This is a genomic window from Kineococcus aurantiacus, assembly GCF_013409345.1.
GTDB lineage: Bacteria > Actinomycetota > Actinomycetes > Actinomycetales > Kineococcaceae > Kineococcus > Kineococcus aurantiacus.
In genome coordinates, this window is the sequence record NZ_JACCBB010000001.1 from 1,770,393 (window position 1) to 1,793,017 (window position 22,625).

The 22,625-nt window shown below is 73.2% G+C and carries 19 protein-coding genes; 7 read left to right on the forward strand and 12 right to left on the reverse strand.

The genetic code is table 11. The features are described 5' to 3' along the window. Positions 1 to 35: 35 nt before the first annotated feature. The 5 genes from BJ968_RS08565 to BJ968_RS25565 form a co-directional block, all read right to left on the reverse strand. Positions 36 to 1,325, reverse strand: a complete 1,290-nt coding sequence (locus BJ968_RS08565; RefSeq protein WP_179750936.1) for an NAD(P)H-dependent oxidoreductase — start codon at positions 1,323 to 1,325, stop codon at positions 36 to 38. Beyond that, on the reverse strand, positions 1,322 to 1,867 hold the full coding sequence (gene rfbC, locus BJ968_RS08570) for a dTDP-4-dehydrorhamnose 3,5-epimerase (protein ID WP_179750938.1): 546 nt from the start codon (positions 1,865 to 1,867) through the stop codon (positions 1,322 to 1,324). Before rfbC ends, BJ968_RS08565 begins: the two co-directional genes overlap by 4 nt. Continuing rightward, positions 1,864 to 2,913 carry an NAD-dependent epimerase/dehydratase family protein gene (locus BJ968_RS08575; protein WP_179750940.1) on the reverse strand — a complete coding sequence of 350 codons (1,050 nt, stop codon included), beginning with the start codon at positions 2,911 to 2,913 and terminating at the stop codon, positions 1,864 to 1,866. Before BJ968_RS08575 ends, rfbC begins: the two co-directional genes overlap by 4 nt. A gap of 25 nt (positions 2,914 to 2,938) precedes the next feature. After that, complete coding sequence (locus BJ968_RS08580) at positions 2,939 to 3,766, reverse strand: glucose-1-phosphate cytidylyltransferase (RefSeq protein WP_106209868.1); 828 nt, start codon at positions 3,764 to 3,766, stop codon at positions 2,939 to 2,941. Positions 3,767 to 4,014: 248 nt separating this feature from the next. Then, the gene (locus tag BJ968_RS25565; RefSeq protein WP_179750942.1) at positions 4,015 to 5,136 is read right to left on the reverse strand and encodes a glycosyltransferase; all 1,122 of its coding nucleotides are present in this window, start codon (positions 5,134 to 5,136) and stop codon (positions 4,015 to 4,017) included. A gap of 253 nt (positions 5,137 to 5,389) precedes the next feature. Between BJ968_RS25565 and BJ968_RS08590 the strand changes: the two genes are divergently transcribed. After that, positions 5,390 to 6,298, forward strand: a complete 909-nt coding sequence (locus tag BJ968_RS08590) for a glycosyltransferase (protein WP_179750944.1) — start codon at positions 5,390 to 5,392, stop codon at positions 6,296 to 6,298. 91 nt (positions 6,299 to 6,389) lie between these two features. Here the strand turns inward: BJ968_RS08590 and BJ968_RS08595 are convergent, their stop codons facing one another. Both BJ968_RS08595 and BJ968_RS08600 read right to left on the reverse strand, forming a co-directional pair. Beyond that, positions 6,390 to 7,502 (reverse strand): glycosyltransferase, encoded by a 1,113-nt coding sequence (locus BJ968_RS08595; RefSeq protein WP_179750946.1) that lies wholly within the window; start codon positions 7,500 to 7,502, stop codon positions 6,390 to 6,392. Between the two features lie 294 nt (positions 7,503 to 7,796). Then, the gene (locus tag BJ968_RS08600; protein WP_179750949.1) at positions 7,797 to 9,341 is read right to left on the reverse strand and encodes a malectin domain-containing carbohydrate-binding protein; all 1,545 of its coding nucleotides are present in this window, start codon (positions 9,339 to 9,341) and stop codon (positions 7,797 to 7,799) included. Positions 9,342 to 9,568: 227 nt separating this feature from the next. Here BJ968_RS08600 and BJ968_RS08605 point away from each other — a divergent pair, with 227 nt between their 5' ends. Beyond that, positions 9,569 to 10,399 (forward strand): hypothetical protein, encoded by an 831-nt coding sequence (locus BJ968_RS08605; protein WP_179750951.1) that lies wholly within the window; start codon positions 9,569 to 9,571, stop codon positions 10,397 to 10,399. 85 nt (positions 10,400 to 10,484) lie between these two features. On the opposite strand, the gene BJ968_RS08610 is transcribed toward BJ968_RS08605, so the two are convergent. After that, complete coding sequence (locus tag BJ968_RS08610) at positions 10,485 to 11,960, reverse strand: Wzz/FepE/Etk N-terminal domain-containing protein (protein WP_179750953.1); 1,476 nt, start codon at positions 11,958 to 11,960, stop codon at positions 10,485 to 10,487. A 330-nt stretch (positions 11,961 to 12,290) separates the two neighbouring features. Between BJ968_RS08610 and BJ968_RS08615 the strand changes: the two genes are divergently transcribed. Next, entirely contained in the window at positions 12,291 to 13,697 is a 1,407-nt protein-coding gene (locus BJ968_RS08615) for a hypothetical protein (protein WP_179750955.1), read from the forward strand. Between the two features lie 241 nt (positions 13,698 to 13,938). Here BJ968_RS08615 and BJ968_RS08620 read toward each other — a convergent pair whose 3' ends face one another. Continuing rightward, positions 13,939 to 15,231, reverse strand: a complete 1,293-nt coding sequence (locus BJ968_RS08620) for an MATE family efflux transporter (RefSeq protein WP_179750957.1) — start codon at positions 15,229 to 15,231, stop codon at positions 13,939 to 13,941. A gap of 67 nt (positions 15,232 to 15,298) precedes the next feature. Beyond that, complete coding sequence (locus BJ968_RS26485) at positions 15,299 to 16,438, reverse strand: glycosyl hydrolase (protein ID WP_179750959.1); 1,140 nt, start codon at positions 16,436 to 16,438, stop codon at positions 15,299 to 15,301. Positions 16,439 to 16,719: 281 nt separating this feature from the next. Here BJ968_RS26485 and BJ968_RS08630 point away from each other — a divergent pair, with 281 nt between their 5' ends. The 3 genes from BJ968_RS08630 to BJ968_RS08640 all read left to right on the forward strand — a co-directional run bounded on the left by BJ968_RS08630 (position 16,720) and on the right by BJ968_RS08640 (position 19,201). Continuing rightward, complete coding sequence (locus BJ968_RS08630; RefSeq protein WP_179750961.1) at positions 16,720 to 17,427, forward strand: methyltransferase domain-containing protein; 708 nt, start codon at positions 16,720 to 16,722, stop codon at positions 17,425 to 17,427. 61 nt (positions 17,428 to 17,488) lie between these two features. Continuing rightward, on the forward strand, positions 17,489 to 17,650 hold the full coding sequence (locus BJ968_RS08635) for a hypothetical protein (protein WP_179750962.1): 162 nt from the start codon (positions 17,489 to 17,491) through the stop codon (positions 17,648 to 17,650). A gap of 72 nt (positions 17,651 to 17,722) precedes the next feature. Then, a complete protein-coding gene (locus tag BJ968_RS08640) occupies positions 17,723 to 19,201 on the forward strand; it encodes a SulP family inorganic anion transporter (RefSeq protein ID WP_179750963.1) in 1,479 nt (492 codons plus the stop codon). 62 nt (positions 19,202 to 19,263) lie between these two features. On the opposite strand, the gene BJ968_RS08645 is transcribed toward BJ968_RS08640, so the two are convergent. Both BJ968_RS08645 and BJ968_RS08650 read right to left on the reverse strand, forming a co-directional pair. Next, complete coding sequence (locus BJ968_RS08645) at positions 19,264 to 20,736, reverse strand: PH domain-containing protein (RefSeq protein ID WP_179750964.1); 1,473 nt, start codon at positions 20,734 to 20,736, stop codon at positions 19,264 to 19,266. After that, complete coding sequence (locus BJ968_RS08650) at positions 20,733 to 21,248, reverse strand: PH domain-containing protein (protein ID WP_179750965.1); 516 nt, start codon at positions 21,246 to 21,248, stop codon at positions 20,733 to 20,735. Before BJ968_RS08650 ends, BJ968_RS08645 begins: the two co-directional genes overlap by 4 nt. Before the next feature lie 118 nt (positions 21,249 to 21,366). Between BJ968_RS08650 and BJ968_RS25570 the strand changes: the two genes are divergently transcribed. After that, positions 21,367 to 22,536, forward strand: coding sequence for an ABC transporter ATP-binding protein (locus tag BJ968_RS25570; RefSeq protein WP_343077907.1), 1,170 nt, complete (start codon positions 21,367 to 21,369; stop codon positions 22,534 to 22,536). Positions 22,537 to 22,625: the final 89 nt, after the last annotated feature.

Here is a 22,625-nt window from a genome sequence, read left to right on the forward strand (position 1 = left end):
GCGGAGTGTGCTTCGCGCGAGTGGTGCGGGGTCGGTCAGCCCTTCAGCAGCGCGGCCTGCTCCAGGCGCAGCGCGTCGATGAGACGCCCCTGCGGCAGGACCACGTCGTCGTACGTCAGGACCTGGTCCTTCTTCACGTCGCGCTTGAGGACGCAGCCCTCGGCGACGCCCATCGGGAGCAGGTTCTGCGCCTTGGTCGCCGCGTACGTCTCGGCCACGCCGTAGGAGTCGTAGCCGCCGAGGCGGTCGATCTCCTTGCCGGCGGCGAGGTCGGTCTTGGCCGTGGTGACGACCTCGACCTTCACCTCGTCACCGGGCACGATGGCGGCGTCGGCGAACAGGACCGCGCGGGCGACGGTCAGCGGCACCTCGAAGTGGCACAGGTGGTACGGCGTGTAGAACGAGTACAGCGGCCCGGTGCCGAGCTTGTACAGGTTCAGGTAGTGCTGCTGCTTGGGGTCGTCGTGCGTGCCGAGGACGTACACGCCCGGGCCCGGCTTGGACCCCACGACGTAGTCCACGACGCCGCCGAGCTCCTTGAGCTGGTCCACGTCGTAGTGCGTCGTGAGCTCGTCGACGTGCCCGCGGTGGTCGGCGCCGCGCATGCCGCGCTTCTCCACGCTGAACCCGGCCGCGTTGGCGACCAGGGCCTGCTCGAAGGACACCTTGGTGCCGTCGGCGAAGCTCGTCACCATGTAGGGGTCCTGCCCCCACTGCTTGGCGAACCCCTCCTGGGTGGTGGGGTTGCGGTACTCGTCCTGCAGGCCCTTGATGTTCCCCGAGACCAGCGGCGTGACGCCGATGGACCGCACGAAGCGGATGAGGTTCATCTGCACGCCGGGCTGGTCGCCGTCGCAGCCGGTGTAGACCACACCGGCCTTCTCGGCGCGGGTGCGCAGGGCCAGGCCCGCGGTCCCGTCGACCTCGGCGTTGAGCAGGACGATGTGCTTGCCCTGCTCGATGGCCCGGACGACGACGTGCGCGCCGTACTCGGTGTTGCCCGTCGCCTCGACGACGGCCTCGACCTGGCCGGCGTCGACGACCGCCTCGTAGGAGCCGGACACGACGGGCTTGCCCTGCGCGATGGCCTTGTCGACCGCCGCGGCGGAGTCGGCCTCGACCACGCCGGTGACCCCGGCCTGCTCGTAGGCGTCGCGCGCCTTGGACACCGTGCGGTTGGCGATGGCGACGAGCTCCATGCCGGGCACGGAGTTCACGACCTGGTTGACGAACCCGCGGCCCATGAACCCGGCGCCGACGAGGGCGACGCGGATGGGCCGCCCCTCGGCCTGGCGCTGCTGGAGCGCCTTGTCGACGATGATCAAGAGAGTTCGGCCCCGTCCGCGAGGAGGGTCCAGCTCTTGTCCTTGTCGCTGATGACCGCGACCTCGCGCGCCCAGGGCAGGGCGAGGTCGGGGTCGTCGTACCGCAGGCCGCGCTCGGTGCCCGGGGTGTAGCTCTGGGACACCTGGTACACGACCTCGGCGCCGTCGGTCAGCGTCAGGTAGCCGTGCGCGAAGTACTCCGGCACGTACAGGGCCGTGCGGTTCTCGGCGGTCAGCTCGACCGCGACGTGCTGGAACCGCGTGGGCGAGCCCGGGCGCAGGTCGACGATGATGTCCTGGATCGCGCCGGCGGTGCAGCGCACCAGCTTGGCCTCCGGCGCGGGGTCGACCTGCGTGTGCATGCCGCGCAGCGTCCCGGCCTTGTGGTTGTAGGACAGGTTGCACTGCTCGACGGCCGGGTTCAGGCCGGCCGCGAGGAACTCCTCGCGGCAGAACGTGCGGGCGAAGAAGCCGCGGTCGTCCGCGCGCTCCTCGAGCTCGACGATCGCGACGCCCTCGATGTGGGTCCCGGTGATCTTCACTTGGCGATCCCGCTGGTCGGAGCGACCTTCCAGAACAGTTCCTTGTCGAGCTGCTCGGTGCGGATGAGGTGCTCGAGCTGCTTGAGGCGGGTGTGCCCCCGGCCCTTGAACGTGGCCTCGTCCAGGTCGATCGCCTTGAAGACGTCGACGAGCTGCTGGGCGCCCTTGTCGGCGTTCCAGTCGCAGCGGAAGCCCTCGAGCGTGGAGTGGATCTTGTCGAAGTTCACCTTGTACGAGCGGTTGTCGCCGTTGTTGCTCTCACCGAAGGTGATCTCGGCCTCGGGCAGGGCCCGGCCGACGGCCTCGGCGATCTCGCGGACGCGGTAGACCTGCTCGGAGTCGCCCACGTTGAAGATCTGGTTGTGGACGGCCTCGCGCGGGGCGTCGAGGACGGCGCGGATCGACTTGGCGATGTCCAGGCCGTGGACCAGCGGGCGCCAGGGCGACCCGTCGGAGGTCATGGCGATCTTGCCCGTGGTCCAGGCCAGGCCCGCGAGGTTGTTCAGCACGATGTCGAAGCGCTGACGGGGCGAGGCGCCGTACGCGGTGGCGTTGCGCATGAACGTCGGGGAGAACTCGTCGTCGGCCAGCAGCGCGACGTCGCGCTCGACGAGCGCCTTGCACTCGGCGTACGCGGTCTGCGGGTTCACGGCCGACGTCTCGTCGACGGTGTCCTCGGCCACGCCGTAGACGGAGCAGCTCGACATGTAGACGAACTTCTGGACGCCGGCCTGCTTGGCGACCTCGGCCAGGCGCACCGACCCCTTGTGGTTCACGGTGAACGTGACGTCGGGGATGAGCTCACCGAGCGGGTCGTTGGACAGCTCGGCCATGTGCACGACGGCGTCGGCCCCGGCGAGGTCCTCGACGGTCACGTGGCGGATGTCCTTGGCCAGCGTCTCGACCGAGGCGGTGACGCCGTTGTAGAGCCAGCCCTGCTTGTAGTAGCCGGTGTCGATGCCGAGCACCGAGTGGCCGGACTCGAGCAGGGTGGGGGCGAGCAGGGCGCCGAGGTAGCCCTCGGTCCCGGTGACGACGATCTTCACTTCAGTTCTCCGGTTCTCGGGGGTCTCAGTCTTCCCAGGTCTTCCACGGGGCCTTGCCGGAGTCCCAGAGCTTGTTGAACTCGGTCCACTCGCGGAAGGTGTCCATGCCCAGCCAGTAGCCCTCGTGCTGCGAGACCGTCAGCTGGCCGTCGCGCGCCACCGTCTGCAGCGGCTTCTGCTCGAGCATCATGTCGGGGTCGTCCTCGAGGTACTTGTCCGCGAAGGCGCGGTCGAAGACGAAGAACCCGCCGTTGACCCAGCCGTCGGCCAGGGTCGGCTTCTCGTTGAACTCGGTGACGGTGTCGCCCGTGACGTGCATCTCGCCGTAGCGCGAGCTGGGGTGCACGGCGGTCACGGTGGCCAGGCGGCCGCCGGCCTCGTGGTCGCGCAGCGTCTTGAGGATGTCGACGTCGCCGAGGCCGTCGCCGTAGGTCAGCACGAACTTGTCGGCGGTCAGGTGCTGCTCGACGCGCTTGATGCGGGCCGCGGTCGCGGTGGTCAGGCCGGTCTCGACGAAGGTCACGTCCCAGTCCTCCTGCACACCGTTGGTGTGGAAGGTCGGGGCGTCCTGGGTCGACAGGTTCAGCGTGAAGTCACCGGCGTTGATCCGGTAGTCGAGGAAGTAGCGCTTGATGAGGTCGCTCTTGTAGCCCAGGCAGAGGACGAACTTGCGGAAGCCGTAGGAGCTGTAGAGCTTCATGATGTGCCACAGGATCGGCCGGCCACCGATGTCGACGAGCGGCTTGGGCAGCTTCTCGCTGGCCTCGCGCAGCCGGGTGCCCATGCCACCGCAGAGGATGACGACGGGGATCTCGGAGACGGGCGTCCCGCCGGGAGCAACGGACTCGGTCATGTCTTCCCTCACTCGAACCTGATCGGTCGGATCTCGTCGGCCCGGTCGGGGGACCCCGGCTGGACCACACGTGGGGGAACGCAGCACCCGTCGATGAGCGGGCGAGTCGTCCGGTGGCGGTTCGAACCCCCCACGAATCCGAGCCACCGGTTTCCCCGTCGAGGTGCTGCCGCGAGGCTACTACAGCGGCACGATCACAGAGCGTGAAGTTGGGCAGAGCGGGTGAAAAGACGACCCCGCCCGCCCAATCAGCTACGGATAGACGACAGCAGGTCACGCAGAGGAGTCATGGCGGATTCCCAGGAGAACCCGCGGCCGATCTGCGCCCCCGCCGCGCCCAGGGCGCGGACCTGCTCGGGGTGCTCCAGCAGGTCCACCAGCGCCGCCGCGAACGCCTCGGCCCCGTCGGCCGTGCGCACCGCCGCCGCGTGCTCCTCCAGCCCCTCCAGCCCCAGCGACGTCGTGACGACCGCCCGGCCCCGCGACAGCGCCTCCACCAGCTTGATCTTGGTCCCGCCCCCCGACAGCAGCGGCACGACGCAGATGTCGGCGGCGTCGTAGAACGGGTCGACCGCGGCGACGTCGGAGTGGAAGCGGACCCCCGCCGGCTCCCCCGCCGGCCGCGGGTGCGAGGCCGCCAGCCCGCGGCCCACGACGTCGAACCGCGCGTCGGGGACCCGGCGCAGCACCAGCGGCCACACCTCGTCGAGGAACCAGCGCAGCGACGCCTTGTTCGGGCCGTAGTCCATCGCCCCCACGAACAGCACCCGCCCCTCCCCGCGCAGCGGCGCCGGGTCGGCGCCGGCGCCGGTCAGCACGCCGTTGGGCACGAAGGTGCTCTCCACGCCCGCCGCCGCCAGGACCTCCTGGTCGCGCCGCGAGCAGGCCGTCACCCGCCGCGCCCGGCGCGCCTGGGCGAACTCGAAGCGGCGGAAGCGCGCGACCTCCAGCCCCAGCGCGCGCCGCAGCCGCGGGTGCTCCGAGCGCAGGCGGCGCTCCAGCAGGTCGGACTCGACGTTGTGCAGGTCCAGGACGTCGACGTGGACGTCCGCGGGCACGTTGACGGCCATCTGCGGGAAGTCGACGTGCACGACGTCGCGGGCGCGCACCCCCACCGACAGCAGCCGGTGGATCGCCGGGGAGAACCACTTGCCCGCGAACACCGAACCGCGCAGCACCGCCCCCGGCCGCGGGGACGGCGAACCGACCTCGTGCACCGTCACGTGCCCGGGCAGCTGGGCCCGCCAGTCCGGCCAGGCGTCGAAGCCGACGACGTGGACCTCCTCGAAGACCGCGGCGTAGGCGTCGATGACGGCGCGGGTGCGCTGGCGCCCCCCGGAGTCGGTCGTCGCCGGCAACTGCTTGGCCACCACCCAGGCCGTCCGCCGCCCCGGACCGCCCACGTTCCCGTTCCCCTGCACTGCCGCCCCCCGTCACGTCGAACCCTCGTCGTCGTGGCCCCAGCATGGACCACCGCGGCGGTGCTCCCGGGGCGCCGGGTGCGGGTCCCGGCCCCGGACGCCGCGCGCGAACCCTCCCGGGTGCACCCGGACGTGTGGCTCCGGGCCCCCGCACAGGTCGCGGACCGCTCCCGCCAGGGTGCCACGTGGGTAACCTGACGCCGTGCGCGACGTCGAACTCGTCCTGGTCAGCTACCGCAGCGCCCACCAGATCTCCGGGCTGCTCGACGGGTTGCCCGCCGACCTGCCCGTGGTCGTCGTGGACAACGCCCGGAACTCCGACGGGGTCAAGGAGGTCGTCGAGGCGCGACCGCACGGCCGCTACGTCGACTCCGGCGGCGGCAAGGGTTTCGCCAAGGCCGCCAACCTCGGCGCCCGCACCTCCACCCACGAGTTCGTCGTGTTCGGCAACCCCGACTCCCGCCCCACCGCGCAGGTCCTGGAGGCCCTCGTCGAGGACGTCGCCACCGACGCCCGGTGCGCGGCCAGCGCCGCCACGATGGTCGGCGTCGACGGGCACGTCGAACTCGGCGTCGGGGGCTGGGAACCGACCGTCGCCCGCGCCCTGGTGCACTCCAGCGGGCTGCACAAGCTGCTGCCGAAGGCCGGGCTGTACGCCCGCCCGCGCCCCCACGAGGACATCACCGTCGACTGGACCACGGGTGCCTGCATGGCGGTGCGGCGCAGCACCTTCCTGGAGCTCGGCGGTTTCGACGAGGACTTCTACGTCTACAACGAGGACATGGCCTTCGGCCGCGCCGCCCGCGACCGCGGGCTGCACGAGAAGCTGCGCACCGACCTCCTCGTCCCGCACTCCGCGGGCGGCTCGGGCGCCCCGTCGCTGGAGATGCTGCAGCTGCGCGGGGCCGCCATGTCGCGGTACCTGTCGCGGTACCACTCCCCCGCGACGCACAAGCTCCTGACGCTCGCCCTGGCCAGCGGTTACGCCGTGCGGACCGCCCAGCGCCGGGTGCTCAAGCAGCACGACCTCGCCGAGCAGCACTGGGCCTACGTGCGCGGGGTGCTCACCGGGACCGCCACGGTCGCCGGGCGGGTCGTCATGTCCCGCTGAACGGCCCGCGCCCGCGCGCCCGGAGGGGCGGCGGGCGGGACCGGCACGACGAAAGGCCCCGGGTTTCCCGGGGCCTTTCGTCGTGCGGTCCTCAGCGGGCGGGTTTCTCCCAGCGCAGCACGCGGTCGCCGCGCAGGTAGCGCCGCATGCCGCCGAACGCCACGATCTGCAGGTACAGCACCTGGGCCACGACGCGACCGGGCAGCGGGACGCGGACGCCCTTCTCCTGGGCGACCAGGGCCGCGGCGCCGACCGCGTGGCCGGCGAGGAACACCCGGGCGGTGCGGCTGCGCCGCGCGGAGGCGGCCGCGACGCCCAGCAGGGCCAGGTGCGAGACGGGGCCGACGGTGGAGCGCCACAGCTTGTGGCCCCACAGCTCGGCGCTGACGAGCCCGCGACGGGGGTCCAGCAGCCGGCGCTTGCGCCACATGACGTGCAGCCCGCCGCCGAGCACGCGGGTCTTGCGCTCCCAGGACAGGTTGAACGCCCCGATGGAGGGTTCGGTCATGAGGGCGCGCGGCTCGTAGCCGACGGCCCAGCCGCGCTCCATCTGGTCCAGGGCGATCCAGAAGTCGTCGTTGGAGATGTCGGCCGGGATCGGCTCCCACGCCTCGCGGCGGACGGCGCACAGGCCGCCGTCGAGGCCCAGGGTGGTGCCCAGCCGGGCCTCGTTGCGCTTGATCCAGGACTCGAAGCGCCAGTAGGCCAGCTCGCCGCCGGTGCCCTCGAGCTTCTCGCCCGCGACGGCACCGGTGCCGTCGACCACGAGGCGGGAGACGAGGTAGGCCAGCGCGTCGTACTCCAGCTCGGAGTTGGCGTCGGAGATGACGATGAGGTCGTGGGAGGCGGCCGCGACGCCCTTGTTGAGCGCCTGGGACTTGCCGTGGCGCTCCTCCAGGAGCAGCACCCGGGCCCCGGCCGCACGGGCGACGTCCGCGGTCTGCGGGTCCCCGTCGGCCACGACGAGGACCTCCAGCTCGCCCTGGTAGCCGTTCTTGCGGACGTTGTCGATCTTGGCGGCGATGACGCCGGTCTCCAGGTAGGCCGGGACGAGCACCGTCACGGCCGGCCACTGGGCGGGCGCGGGGACGGGCTCGTCGGTGCGGCGCCGGGCCGCGGCGGCCACCGCGAGCGGGTAGACGACGTGCCCGACGGCAGCCGAGACCCCCAGCGCGACCGCCAGGACGGACGTCTTGCTCGCCATGCGTTTCCCCCCAAGCATCGACGGACGGTGACCGTCCGGCTCGTTCCCCGACCGCCCTCGCCCCCGTCGGGGCCCCCCGGCCCCGCACTGCGGTCTCCGCAAGGGTAGCGGCGCAGGGAGTCCCGGGGAAGCGCTCGACACCCCCGGATGGCGCAGCGGGTCGGGGGGATGCCCCACTTGGTCACTCAGAGTGATACGACCGGCACCACGAGTCGCGCCGGAACGCGGAACGGGCCAGGACCGTGGAGGTCCTGACCCGTTCAGCGGTTCAGCTCAGCCGGCGCGGCGCACCGCTCAGAAGAGCTCGCGGTACTTCGCGGCCGACTTCGGCATGCGGGTGTCGCCCGTGAGGATCCAGCGCTTGTTGTCGCGGTCGACGTTGAACTGCACCTCGTACAGGAGCTTGCCGGCGCCGGTGCCGCCGTTGGCCTCGAAGAAGTCGTGCATGCCCTGGATGAAGGCCGGGGAGTCACCGTTGTCGGCGTTGCCGGACCACTCCGAGATGGACAGCGGCAGACCCACGCTCTTGGCGAAGGCGAGGTGCTGGGCCAGGCCCTTGGGGGCGCCGAAGCCGTCCTTCTCCTGGATGGCCGAGGCGAAGGTCGCCGCGTCACCCGCGTACGGGTACTGGTTGTAGTAGTCGACACCCATGACGTCGACGTACTGCGCACCCGGGAAGGTCTGACGCCAGTCCATGCCCGTCCCGACCGACTCGCGGTTGAGGTTGAAGACCAGCTTCGCGCCCGGGAAGATCTCCTTCTGCAGCGCGCGGTAGCGCTTCCAGGAGGTGATGAAGTCCTGGTAGTTGTTCTTGTTGACCGACCAGGCGTACCAGTTGCCGTTCATCTCGTGCGCGAACCGGATGTACGCGGTGCCGGGACGGTTGCCCCACTTGTTCTTCAGCGTGGTCAGCGAGGCGCGCCAGCGGGCGTCGTAGGAACCCCGCGCGGCGTTGGCCCAGGTCTCACCGGAACCGATGCCGCCGACGGCGATGTCCAGGTCCTTGTCCCAGGAACCGAACTCGGCGCCCCGGTCGAGCTGCCAGAAGTTCGCGGCCGCGGTGTTGTTGTCGGCCCACGTGGCGGAGACCTCGACGGCCGAACCGCGCCAGGAGGCGAACGTGCCGGAGGCGACACCGACACCGGAGGCGCCGGAGTGCCAGTCACCGGAGGTCACCGGGGTGCTGGGCGTGGTGGGCGCCGGGGTGGTCGGCGCCGGGGTGGTCGGCGTGGGGGTCGGCTGCGTGGGACGCGGGCTCGGCGTCACGACGGGCGTCGAACCGGTGCCGCTGGTCGTGCCGGCCGACTTCACCAGGATGCCGTCGACCTTCGCGTTGTTCTTCGTGGCCGAGAAACCCAGGTCGATCGAACCGTCGGCCACCTTCACCTGGAACGTCTTGTCCAGGCGGGCGTTCTTGCCGACCGCGGCGAAGATGTCCAGGTTCTCGACGACCTTCTGGCCCTCGGCGGTGACCGAGAACACGCGGGTGTTCGCCGTGGTGAAGTAGGTCTCGGCGAACTTCAGCGTGACGTCGTAGGTGCCGTTGGGGACCTGCGCGGCCCACTTCGACATGCCCCAGTGCTCGTTCTGGTAGAGCCCGGAGGACGTGGTGCCGGCGATGCTCGCGGTGGTGACGTTCGAGACCTGGTACCCGCCGACGAAACCGGCGTCCTTCTTCCAGACGTTGCCGGCCGCGTCGGTGTAGTCGACCTTGCCGGTGCCCTGGCGGATCGTGACGCCGGTGTCGGCGGAGGCGGCCGAGGCACCGGCCGTGGTGAAACCGCCGGCGACGGTGGCGACGGCAGCGGCGGACAGGAGGAACTTCGAAACCTTGGACATGGGGGTGGATCAACCTCGCTGTGGTCAGGGTCCCAGCCGCAGGAGGGGGGCGGCGGAACCGGTAAGGCCCGTTCGGGGTGACAAAGGAGTCATCGGGCCGGGGCCGCGAGGCCTTGAGGAAAAAGTTCTGACGGACCTGTAACGCGCAGGCTCCCGCCAGCGATAGGGGATGCCCACGCGTGATCACGACACCCGAACGGGTGAGGGCTCCTCGCTACGATCGGGGGGTGCTCATCCACGTCGTCTACCGCTCCCACGGCGGTGAGAACAGCAAGGCTCGGCCGAACTGGTACTCCAAGCTCGTGGGCCTGCAGTCCTTCTGCCGCGCGGTCCAGACGCTGACCGCGCAGCGCCCCGCGGCCGGCCCGGAGGTGGTCTTCCTCAACGACGGGCCCCTCCCCGCCGACCGCGCCGCGCTCATGGCCGCCTGGGGCGACCCCGTGACCATCACGGCCGGGTCCAACCGCCGCAGCTACCTCACCGGGCTGTCGCTGGCCCGCCGTCGCGGCTGGGCCGACGACGACCTCGTGCTGCTGGCCGAGGACGACTACCTGTGGCGCCCCGAGGCCCTCGTCAGCCTCCTCGACGCCGCGAGCGACCCGCGCTCGGCCCGCGCGGACTACTTCGCCCCCTACGGCGAGCCCGTCCCCGACGACGGGCGGCCGGCGCGCTGGGCGCCCCTGGAGTCCACGACCAGCACCTTCGCCGTGCGCGTGCGCGCCCTGCGCCAGGACGAGCGCCTGCTGCAGCTGTGCGCCTACTCCGGCGGGGACTTCGACTACGCCAGCTGCCTGACGCTGCAGGGCCGGCGCCGCTTCGGCCTGCGGGAGCTGTTCGACCACCACGCCGAGGACGGCGGCTCCTCACCGCTGCGGGCGCTCGCGCGCGGCGTCTACCTGACCGGCATGCGCACGGCCGTGGACCTGCGCTCCCTGCGCCGGCCCTCGCGCCGGCGCGTGCTCCTGGGCGCGCAGCCCGCGCTGGCCACGCACATGGAGGAGGGCTGGATCTCCCCCGGCCCCTGGGAGCAGGTCGCCCGCGACGCCCACGACCTCTGAGCGCGACCGGGCCCGCACGCGCGAAGAGGGGCACCCCCACCGGTGGGGGTGCCCCTCTTCGCGCGTGCGGTGCTGCGGGACCGGGTCAGCCGCGGCGGCCCGCGACCTCCGGGGAGACCTGCTGGCTGCCGCCGGCCGGGCGCGGCCGCTGCTCCAGGCGGTGGTTCTCCCCGCCGCCCGAGCTCGACGTGTCACCCACGACGACCTGCGCCACGACGTCCGGCGCCGCGATCGACAGCTGGGCCAGCGTCTTGCTGACGACCTCGGCGCGCGGGTCGGCCTCCACCTGGACCAGGACGGCGTCGACCTCACCGGCCACCGCGAACGCCACCGGGCTGGAGACGACCGAGCCACCCACGAAGATCACCAGGTAGCCGGCCTCGACGAGGTGGCGGACACCGGACCCCACGGCGTGCGGCTGCAGCGAGCGGGCGTCCAGCGGCAGGATGCCGACGACGGCCCCGCCGCCGACGACCCACGGGCGGATCTCCTCGCTCCAGCGGCCCTGCGGGACGTTGGCGCTCGCCTCGGCGACCGGCGCGCCGAAGACGGCCAGCCGGCTGCCGGACTCGTCGGCGTCGACCATGACGACGCGACGGCCCGAGCGGGCGGCCGACGCGGCCAGCCCCAGGGCCAGCGCCCCGGCGTTGCCCGAGGCCGCCGTGACCAGCACGCTGCTGACCTCCAGGCGCGGGGTGCGCAGGTGGCCCAGGTGCTGCAGACCGACGAGCACGACCCCCGTGGAGCGGCTCGGCTCGCTCAGCGGGTCGCTCAGCGCGCGGAAGGAGGGCAGGTTGCCCCAGCGCGCCAGCTCCGCGATGCCCCCCAGCGGCGGAGCGGTGACGCGCTGCTTGAGGTGGGCCGCCCACGCCACCGCACCGGCGGCGGCGAGCAGGCCGACGATCCCGGCGACGAGAGCGATCTGCCACGGGTACGGCGCGGCCGCGCCGTTCGGCACCGTCGCGGCGTCGACGCTCGCCACGCCCGAGCCGTACGTCGTCGCGGCGAGGTTGATCTGCTGCACCGTCGTGGTGTCGCTGCTCTCGACGTTCGCCAGCGCCGCGTCGCGGGCCGTCGTGACGTTCTGCGCGGACAGCGCCTGGTAGGCGTACGCGACGGCGTCGGCGGTGTCCGCGGCGTCCTGCGCGCTGGAGGCCGAGCTCGTCACGGTGATCTGGTTGGTGTCGGTCTGGGCCGTCACCGTCAGGCCGTCGCGGAACGTGTCGACGTCCTCGGCCGGCACCTGCACCGTCGCGGCGCCGGTCCCCGTCGGCACCGGCGCGGTGGCGGCCTGCAGGACCGCGCTGGACTTCACCACGGCGGCCTGCAGCGCCGCCCACTGCGTGGGGTCGCCGAGCTGGGCGCCGTTGTTGCCCGTCGCCGTCGCGTCGAACGGGCGGTCCTTGGACAGCGTGATCGTCGTCGTCGCCGTGTAGACCGGCGGGATGAAGTTCGCCGCCCCCAGGTAGCCGAGCACCGCCATCACGACGGCGACCGCGAGCACCTTCCAGCGGTGCCGGAAGACGGCCGCCCAGGCCCCCGGGCCGTTCCGTTCCGTCATCCCCGTCGTCGTCGCCGCCACTCGAGCCCCTCCTGGTTCCTCGGATGTCCCCCACCCGGCTGACCGCCCGCGGGCGGTCCGTGTCGCGGTCACTATCCCACCCGTCCGCCGGTCCGCGGTCTCCCGGGAGAGCCTCGGAGCGCGGTGTGACCCGTCCGGAGCAGCCTTCCGCCACTCCGACCGGGTGAAGCGGCGACCCCGAGCGCACGGATGCGGGATCCACAGCTGATCGGACCCCCCGGCCGGCGCGCCGCCACCTACGATGACACGCACGGCGCCGTCCTCGACCGCCGTTCACAGATCTCCTACCTCCGACCCCGGGAGCGGCGCGTGACGACGACCTCCGACCTGACGACGCCGGGCGGGACGGCCCGCGGTCGGTGGGGCCGGTCCGGCGCCAGCACCGTCGCCGACCGCCGCGCCCTCACCGTGCTGACGGTCGTCATCGTCTCGATCACCCTGCTGCAGCGCGTCGGGATCCCCCTCGGGGGCACCCAGCTGTCGGTCAGCGTCCCCGTCGCGCTCGGCGGGATCGCCTACCTGCTCTACCACGGCGACGCCGTGGAGAACGCGCGCGCGACGCGGGTCTTCGTCGTCGCGATGGCCGTCGCCTTCCTCGTCGCCGGCCTCGTCATGGTGGGCGACGGTTCGGGGGCGCTGACGTCGCTGGTCTACCTGCCGCTGATCTGGGTCGTGTTCTGCTTCCGGCTCCACCCGGCCCGCCACCACCTCTACGAGCGGGTCGTCGACCGCTTCGAGACCGTCATGGCCGTCCTGGGCGGTGTCGGTGTCCTGCAGACCGTCGCGCAGGCCGTCGGGGCGTGGACGTACGTCGACGTCGTCAAGCAGGTCGTGCCCAACGCGTTCCTGTTCCTCGGGTACAACACGTCCTACCCGATCCAGTACGGGTCCTCGATCGTCAAGGCCAACGCGTTCGTGTTCGTCGAGCCCTCGGTGTACGCGCAGTTCCTCGCGCTGGCGATCCTGTCCTCGATGGTCCGCCGCGTCGGCACGTTCCGCGCGATCGTCATGGCGATCGCCCTGGTGTGCACCATCTCCGGCACCGGCCTGCTGTTCCTGGCCTTCGGCATCGCCGTGCTGGCCCTGCGCCGCGGCGGCCGCTGGACCGCCCGCATCGTCGCCGCCGTCGTCGTCATCGGCGGCGGGGCGCTCCTGACGCCGTTCGGGCGGATCATCCTCAGCCGCACCACCGAGACGTCGCAGACGAACTCCTCCGGCAGCCTGCGCTTCGTCCAGCCGTACGAGCGGATCGCCGAGCAGTGGGGGCAGGACCCGCTGACGCTGCTCATCGGCCGCGGCGCCGGCAGCGCCGACCGGCTCGCCGACCAGATCTTCGCCGCCACCGGGCTGCCCATCAACTTCTCCGGGCTGGCCAAGCTCCTCATGGAGTACGGGATCCCCGCCACCGTCCTGTTCTGCGCCTTCGTCGCGTACGCGGTCATCGTCCGCTCGCCCTCGCCGACGCTGTCGCTGGCGTCGGTGTTCGCGAGCGCCTTCCTCACCGGCTCCCTGCTGCAGCCGCAGGTGCTGTACGTGATGCTGCCGCTGTGCTCGCTGTTCCTGGGGTACCGGTTCGAGCGGGACCGCGACCGGGACCGGCGGACGTACCGGTTGGAGCACCAGCACCACCGGGTGGCGACCGCCGCGAGCGCGGGGGGCCCGCTGCCCGTGACGGTCCCGCCGGCCTCGCCGGACGGCGGGTTGCGCCGGGCCTGAGGCCCTCGGGGGCCGGTTGGAGGAGGGGGTCCCGCCCGTGGGCGGGGCCCCCTCCGTCGTCCCGGGGCGGCGTCGGGGGTCCGGGGGGTTCGGATCGTTGTGACAACGCTCGCGGTGAACGGCAGCGTTGTCACAACGATCCGAACCCCGGGCTCCCGCGGTGGGGGGACGGGGACGCGGGGGGACGCGGACGGCCCGGCCCCCTCGGGGAGCCGGGCCGTCGTGCCGTCGTGCCGGGCCGTCAGGTGATCGGGGCCGCGGGTTCCTCGGCGCGGGGGGCGGGCGTGACCGTCCGGCGCACGTGGCGGTGGGCGGCCAGGAACCACCAGGGGGCGGTGAGCCAGAACGCGGCCGCCATCCCCCAGGCCGTCCCGACGGCGCCCCAGAGGACGGCGCCGAGGGTCGACAGGCCGATGAGCAGGACCGCGTAGACGGTGTGCAGCCGGATGGTGACCTTCGCGCCGTCGCTGGCGTAGAGCACGGCGGCGGGGCCGACGGACAGCGCCGAGCCGGCCTGGCCGATGACGATCGGCACGAGCACCTCGCGGGTGCCGGCCCAGGAGTCCCCGAGGACGGCCAGGCCCACGGCGTCGGGCAGCAGCAGGAACAGCGAACCCCACACGACGCCGGTGGTGGCCACGAGCCCGGAGATGACCCACGCGGCGGCCGTCCACTGCCGCAGCGAGGTCCGCGACCGGCGGCGGGCCAGTTCGGGGACGGCGAAGCTCATCAGCCCGGTGGACAGGATGGTCGCCGGGACGGTGAGCATGTTCGCCCCGCGCAGCGAGCCCGCGGCGACGGTGCCGGCGACGGCGGCGACGACGAGGACGGCGATCTGGGCGCCGGACTGCAGGAGCACGTACTCGGGCACGAGGTAGCGGGTCACCGAAGACTGCTCGCGCAGCCACGCCCACGCCTTCGCGGGCCGCGGCCGGGTCCGCATCGAGGCCAGCCCCACGAAGGAGGCGGCCAGCGCGGCCCCGCCCCAGGCGATGACGTAGGCCGAGACGGAGTCCACGCCGCGGGTGAACAGCAGCAGGACGGCGGTGAGCTGCAGCAGGCCCCAGGTGCCGTCGAGCAGGCAGGCCGCGGCGGGGCGCAGCCGGGCGAACAGCACCTGGCGCCAGGCGTCCTGCAGGAGCAGGCCGGGGATGATCACGCCGAGGGCGATGAGCGAGTGGCCCAGGACCTGCGGGAACGGGAAGAGCAGGCCGGCCAGGACGAGGACCAGGCCCAGCAGCACGCTGCCGGTGAGGGTGAGCCCCACGGAGGCGGCGGTGACGCGCTTGAACTCGCGGTCGTCGGCGTCGGCGAAGCGCATGCCCAGGGGCGTCGTCGACAGGGCCCGGAAGAACCCGATGGCGACGGAGAAGATCGAGAAGACGATGGCGAACGTCCCGAAGTCGTCGTCGCTGACGGACTTGGCGATGACGATCTGCACCAGGAAGTTGTTGGCGCTGGAGATCAGCTGGTCGCCGATGTTCCAGACCCCGCGGGTCATGCCCCCGCGGCGCAGCTTGGCGAGCAGACCCACCGTCGTTCCCCCTCCGATCCGCCGGCGCGCGCTGGCGCACGGCGACCCTCCCCGACGTTACCGCGCGTCACGTACCGGTCGGCACCACGTCACCCGATGCGCCGAAGCGCGCCAGGTAGGCCGCGGAGCCGTTCGGGGCGTCCGCGAGGGTCATGCCGACGCCGCCGTCGGTGGTGTTGAAGTAGGCCTGGTAGCGCAGGTTCGCGGACGCCATGACGTCGGCCATCCGGTTGACGAAGTCCGGGCTGTCGCCGCCGCCCTGGGTGTCGCCCTCGGCGACCATGGCCCACTCGGGGAAGCTGACGGGCTTGTCGCGCTCCTCGGCGAAGGCGACGACGGCCGAGACGCTGTTGACCTTCTCGTCCTTGGCCTGCCAGCGGGCGGTCGGGTCGATCGGGGAGATGTAGGAGTCGTAGACGTCGACGCCGATGATGTCGACGTAGTCGTCACCGGGGTAGAGCTCCTCGATGGACACGGAGTTCTGCGGGCCCTCGGCGATGGTGAAGTCGACCTCGAAGTCGGACCCCTCGACCTCCATGGCCATGACGATGCGGCGGAAGTACTCCTTCCACTGCTCGCGCTTCTCCTCGGTGTCGCCGACGTAGTGGGTGGCGTACCACTTGCCGTTGAGCTCCCAGCCGATGCGGACGATCGAGGAGCCCAGGCCGACGTCGACGAGGTTCTGGCCGAACTTCCTCCAGTGCTCGTCGTACTCCCCCGCCGCGCCGCGGGCCCGCCAGTCCTCGTCGGGGTCCTTGGGGACCATGGCGGTGGAGATGACGAGGGTGCGGTTGTCGGGGTCGTCGCGGACCCACTGCGCCCAGTCCTGCCCCTCGGGGGCGTCGATGGCGAACCAGGGGCCCTCGATGGCGGGCCAGTCGGTCTCGGCGCCGAAGACGACGACGCAGTCCAGCGGGCGGCCGAGGTAGTCCTCGAACCGCTCGGCGACGGCGACGTCGTGGGTCTGGACGCCGACCCACTTGGAGTCGAGGTCGGCGGCGGGCGTGTGGGCCCTGGGCCGCCAGGCGTACGGGGTCGGCTGGGGGGTGATCGGCGCGGACGTGTCGCGCGTGCCCCACCAGACGCCGGCTCCCGCCGCGGCGGCGGCGAGCACGCCGACGCCGGCTCCGATGACCCCGCGGCGGCCGTGCTTGCGCGGCCGGCCGGGCCCCCCGGTCGTGGGGCTCTCCTGGTGCGTCGTGTCCACCACTGCGCGGCTCCGCCTTCCCCCCTGGCACGGGGGTGACCGCTGCGGGCCGGACCCCCGTCTGCTTCGACCGCACCGCCCCCCGGCCGTGCGAGCGCCCCGTCCGGCGCTGCGCCCGACTCTAGGTCAGGTCGCGCAACATTGACGCCACGGGAGAGTGGGCGTTCACGCAATCTTCGACCAGCTGGGCGAAGGTCGTGACTCCCCGCCGCAGCCTGCGCACCGGCAGTGACGGAAACGGGTGGTGGGCGGCGGGTTCCCCGTGATCGTAGGCTGCCGACGTGGGTCGATTCGAGAACGTCGCGAACCTCGCCGCCATCGCCCGGGGCTCCACCGCCCTCGACCTCGCCTGCGGCTCCGGGCGCACGACCCGCGCCCTGCTCGCCGCCGGCCCCCGGCTCGTGCACGCCGTCGACGTCGGGGCGGCCCTCGACGACGACCTGCTGCTCGACCCCCGCGTCCGCGCCCACATCGCCGAGCTCGACAGCCTGCCCCTGGAGGACGGCAGCGTCGACCACGCCGTGACCCTCAACGCCGTCGAGCACCTCGCCGACGTCGGCGCCCACCTGCACGAGGTGCATCGCGTCCTGCGCCCCGGCGGCACCGCCGTCCTGGCCCACTCCGACTGGGACACCGCCCTGTTCACCAGCGACGACGACGACCTCACCCGCGAGCTGCTGGACCGCTTCGTCGCCCACGTGCCCGCCCGCGGCGCCCGCACCGACGGCTTCGCCGGGCGCAAGCTCCTGCGGCACGCCGCCGCCAGCCCCTTCACGGTGGAGTCGGTGCACTCCTGGGCCGACCCGCACCGCCGCTTCGACGAGGGCTCGGTCGCCTGGAAGGTCGCCACGGGCGTCCTGGCCGCCGTCGGCGACGACGACGAGCTGACCGCGCGCGCCGCGGGCTGGATCGAGGGCCTGCGCCGCCACGCCCGGCACGGCACCTTCCTGTTCGCCGTCACCGACGTCGCGGTCGTCCTGCGCAAGTAGTGCGGAACCGTCGATCCTCCTGCACCGTTGACCCCTGGGACGGACACCGAGGAGGTTCGACGTGGCAGGGCTGGTCGGAAAGCTGGGCGCGTTCCTGAAGTCGCCCGAGGGCAAGCGGCTGAGCCAGCAGGTGCAGCGCGCGGCCAAGGACCCGGCGACGCGCCGGAAGCTCACGGACGCCGTCGCGCAACTGCGGAGCAAGGGCGGCAGCGGCCGCCGCTGACCGGGTGAGGCGCCGGACCCGGGCGGGCGGGCGGCGGCCGACGGCACCCTGACGCAGGGTTAGAGTTCGCCGGTGGCCACCCCCTCCGCCCTGCCCGGCGCTGCGCGCCGCCCCGCGTGGTGGCGGTCGGCCCGGGTCCTGCGCACCGAGGTGCTCGCCGGGCTCGTCGTCGCGCTCGCGCTCGTCCCCGAGGCCGTCTCGTTCTCGGTCGTCGCCGGGGTCGACCCCCGCGTCGGCCTCGTCTCCTCCGTCGTCATGGGCATCACGACGTCGTTCGTCGGCGGCCGGCCCGCGATGATCTCCGCCGCCACCGGGGCCGTCGCGCTCGTCGTGGCCCCCCTCTCCCACAGCCACGGGGTGGGGTACCTCGTCGCCGCGATCCTGCTGGCCGGGGTCCTGCAGATCGGCCTGGGGCTGCTGGGCGTGGCCCGCCTCATGCGGTTCGTCCCCCGCAGCGTCACGACCGGGTTCGTCAACGCGCTCGCCATCTCGATCTTCCTGGCCCAGCTGCCGAACCTGCGCGGCGCCGGTGCCGCCGGGTACGCGGTGCTCGCCGCCGGGCTCGTCCTGCTCGTCCTCGTGCCGCGCTTCGTCAAGTCCGTCCCGGCGCCCCTGCTCACCGTCGCGCTGCTCACCCTCGTCACCGTCGTGGCCCACGTCGACGTCCGCACCGTCGGCGACGACGGGGCCCTGCCGCACGCGCTGCCCTCCCTCGGCCTGCCCGACGTCCCGCTGACCCTGGACACGCTGCGGACCATCGCCCCGTTCTCCGTGGGCGTCGCGCTCGTCGGGCTCATGGAGTCCCTCATGACGGCCCAGCTCGTCGACGAGCTCACCGACACCGGCTCCAGCAAGACCCGCGAGTGCGTCGGGCAGGGCACCGCCCAGATCCTCACCGGGCTGTTCGGCGGGATGGGCGGGTGCGCCGTCATCGGGCAGACGATGATCAACGTGAAGGTCTCCGGGGCCCGCACCCGGCTCTCGACGTTCCTCGCCGGGGCGTTCCTGCTCGTCCTGGTCGTCGGGTTCGGCGACGTCGTCGCGCGGATCCCGATGGCGGCGCTCGTGGCCGTCATGTTCCTGGTCTGCTACGGCGCCTTCGACTGGCACAGCGTGCGTCCCGCCACGCTGCGGGCCCTGCCCCGCAGCGAGACGGGCGTCATGGTCGTCACCGTCGTCATCGTGCTGCTGACCCACAACCTCGCCTACGGCGTCCTGGGCGGGACGCTGCTGGCGTGCGTGCTCTTCGCCCGCCGCGTCGCCCACCTCGTCGAGGTCCGCCCCAGCGCGCCCGGGCGCTACACCGTGCACGGCCAGGTGTTCTTCGCCTCCTCCGGCGACCTCGTCACGCAGTTCGACTACGCCGGCGACCCCCACCGCGTGACGATCGACTTCAGCGACGCCCACGTGTGGGACGCCAGTTCCGTCGCCGCCCTCGACGCGGTGAGCCGCAAGTACGCCGACCACGGCAAGGAGGCCGAGATCGTGGGGATGAACGCGACGACGGCGGCCTTCTACGACCGGCTCGCCGGGCGGGTCAGCGCCGGCTGACCCGCGCTCGATCACGACAGTGCTCGATCACGACTGAGCGGCCGGCGGTGGTCGAGCACGGGTCAGCCCTGCGCGGGGCCCGTCATCCACCGCTCGGGGCCCGCGCCGACGCGGGCCGCGCGCGCCCGCGCGGTCTGCTCGCGCAGCAGGCGGGCCGCGACGGCCTGGTCGAGGTGGTCCACGCGGGGGGAGACCTTCCCGGGCGTGGAGTGCAGCCGGACGCTGGCCAGGCCCAGGCGGCGTTGCCACGGCCCCTGCGTCAGGCCCAGGGACTGGGTGCGGGCGTGCGGGACGACGTCCAGGCCGCGGAGGAACCGGCCGTTGCGGGACAGGAACGCGTGCTCGGTGACGAGGTAGCCGCGGCGGCGCCAGCTCAGCAGGTCCAGCCAGCGCGCCTGCCGCGGCACGGGCGTGAACCCGCCGTCGGTGCCCGAACCCGTCAGGCCCGCCCGCACGACGTCCAGCGGCGACGCCCCGTCCGTGCGCAGACCCGGCAGGACGATCGCCAGGACCAGGCCCAGCTCGTCGACCGTCCCCACCGGCAGCAGCGTCGTGCTCTGCTCCGAGGCCTTGCCGTTCTCCCCCGAGTAGCCCGCCACGTTGACCTCCACGCGCCACCACCCCTTGCTGCGCCACAGCAGCGGCTGGGTGATCCGCAACGCCTGCACCCGCCCCGGCGGGACCGTCTGGGACCGCTGCTCCAGCAGGCCGTGCGTCATCCGCAGCCCGTCCGGGGAGTCCCCGACGGTGAAGCCGAACCCCGTGCTGAACCGCTGCCACACCGCCGAGACGATGCCCAGCACCCCCGCGGCGGACCCGAACAGCGGCGCGAGGCTCTTCGCGAACCAGCACCCGACCCCGATGCCGACGATGCCCAGGACCATCCAGATCGTCAGCCCCGAGCGCAGCGTGGAGGTGATCAGCCGCACCGGCGGGACCTGCACGACCTCCCGCTCGGGCGCCTCGGGCGCCTCCTCGCCCTCGGCGACGACGACCCCCGCCGAGGCCGCCAGCAGCGCGTTGCGCACGCGCTGGGCCTCCTCCTCCTTCAGGTACGCCAGCGACACCCGCGACCCCGACCCGCCCGCGACCTCCAGCCGCAGCTCGGCCAGCCCGAACAACCGGCCCAGCAGCGGGCGGACCACGTCGACGGCCTGCAACCGGTCCAGCTGGGCCCGGCGCTGCTGCCGCCACAGGATGCCGCGCTCGACGTGCACGGCCTCGGCGTCGATGCGGTACCGCAGGCGCCGCCAGGCCAGGGCGCTGTAGGCGGCCCCCACGACCGCCAGCAGCAGCAACCCGCCCAGGACGCTCACCGTCAGCACCCACCCCGGCAGGTCCAGCCGCAGGATGTCGTCGACGTTCTGCCCCACCACGACGGCCAGGACCGCGGCGACGACCTTCCAGGCCCGCAGCACCGGGGTGACCGGGTGCAGCTTGCGCCAGCCGGCGTCGGCCAGGACCGCGCGGGTCGGGGCGTCCAGGCGGGCGGCGACGTCCTCGGGGACCGCCTCGACCGCCGGTTCCTCGCTCACAGCCCCGCCAGCCGGGCCTCACCGCGCGCGGCGAGCCGGTCCCGCAGCCGCGCCGCCTCCTGCGGCCGCAGCCCCGGGATCGCCGCGTCGGTGTCCGAGCTGGCCGTGTGCAGCTGCACCTTCGCCAGCCCGAACCGGCGGTCCACCGGGCCGGCCTCGACGTCGACGTACTGCAACCGCCCGTAGGGCACCACGACCAGGGAGCGGAACAGGATCCCCTTCACCACGAGGAGGTCGTCGTCGCGCTCGGCGTACCCCCACGCCCGCACCTGCCGCGCCGCCCACCGGAAGTCCCACCACCACAACGGCACCGCGACGGCGAACCCCAGCCAGACCCACGGGGTCAGCAGCACCGCCAGCACCACCAGCACGACCGCGACGAGACCGAAGACGATGCCGCCGACGAGGCGCTGCGCCGTCGCCCACGCCGGGTCGATGCGCTGCCAGGCGACGTCGGAGGGTGCGAAGGGCTCCTCGAGGGGCCCGTGAGCTGCGGGGTCGACGCCGGCCATGGCGTCCACCTTGGCAGAGACCGGGCCCGCGGGTCCTCCGCCGAAGGTCTCGCCCGCGCCGGGCGGCCGGACCCCCGCGCGGTTGCCGGGGGCCGCGACCGTCGGCGAGGCTGGCGAGGTGATCACCGACCCGCAGGAGCTGGACACCGGCGTCGACGAGGTCATCCGCTTCGAGGGCGTCGTCAAGCGCTACGGGCGGCGGCAGGCCCCCGCCGTGACCGACCTGACGTTCTCGGTCCGCCGCGGGGAGCTCGTCGCCCTCGTGGGGCCCTCGGGCTGCGGGAAGTCGACGATCCTGCGGATGGTCAACCGGCTCGTCGAGCCCACCGCCGGCCGCGTCGTCGTCGACGGCCGCGACACCGGCCACGTCGACGTCGTCACCCTGCGCCGCGGCATCGGCTACGTCATCCAGGCGGCGGGGCTCATGCCGCACCGCACGGTCCGGCACAACGTCGGCACCGTGCCGCGGTTGCTCGGCTGGGACCGCGACGTCACGGCCCGCCGCGTCGACGAGCTGCTCGACCTCGTCGGCCTGGACCCCGCCACCTACGGCGACCGCTACCCCGCCCAGCTGTCCGGGGGCCAGCAGCAGCGCGTCGGCGTGGCCCGCGCGCTGGCCGCCGACCCGCCCGTGCTGCTCATGGACGAGCCGTTCGGCGCCGTCGACCCCGTCGTCCGGGACCGGCTGCAGACGGAGTTCCGGCGCATCCAGACCGACCTGCGCAAGACCGTGCTGTTCGTCACCCACGACCTCGACGAGGCCGTCCGGATCGCCGACCGCGTCGCCGTGTTCTCCAGCGGCGGGGTGCTGGAGCAGCTCGCCGACCCGCAGACGCTGCTGTCCGCGCCCGCGAACGACACCGTCGTCGCGTTCACCGGTTCCGACCGGGGGCTGCGGCGGCTGGCCGTCACGCCGCTGCGCGCCGAGGACCTCGACAAACCCCTCGTGGTGGCCCCCGAGGACGGCGCCGCCTACGCCGCCACGGCCCTCGACGTCGACCGCGGCCAGTTCGCGGTCGTCGTCTCCCGCGGGGAGGTCGTGGGCTGGGTGCCGCGCGGGGCGCTGCGGGAGGCGGCCCGCTCCGGTCCCCGCGACGCGCGGGTGCGCGACGTCCTGCGCCCGTTCCGGGCCACCGCCACGACCCGCCAGGACCTGCGCGCCGCCTTCTCGGCGCTGCTGGCCCAGGACGCGCCGCTGCTGCCGGTCCTGGACGACGGCGGGTACGCCGGGGCCCTGACGCCCGACGTGGTGCTGCGGGCCCTGCGGCGGGAGACCACCGGGCCCTGACCCCCTACGGCGGAGCTACCCCGGGCGGGACGGGGGTCCGGGCCGGAACGGTCCCGCGGTGCGATGACCGCCACCGGGGCCGGGCGCTT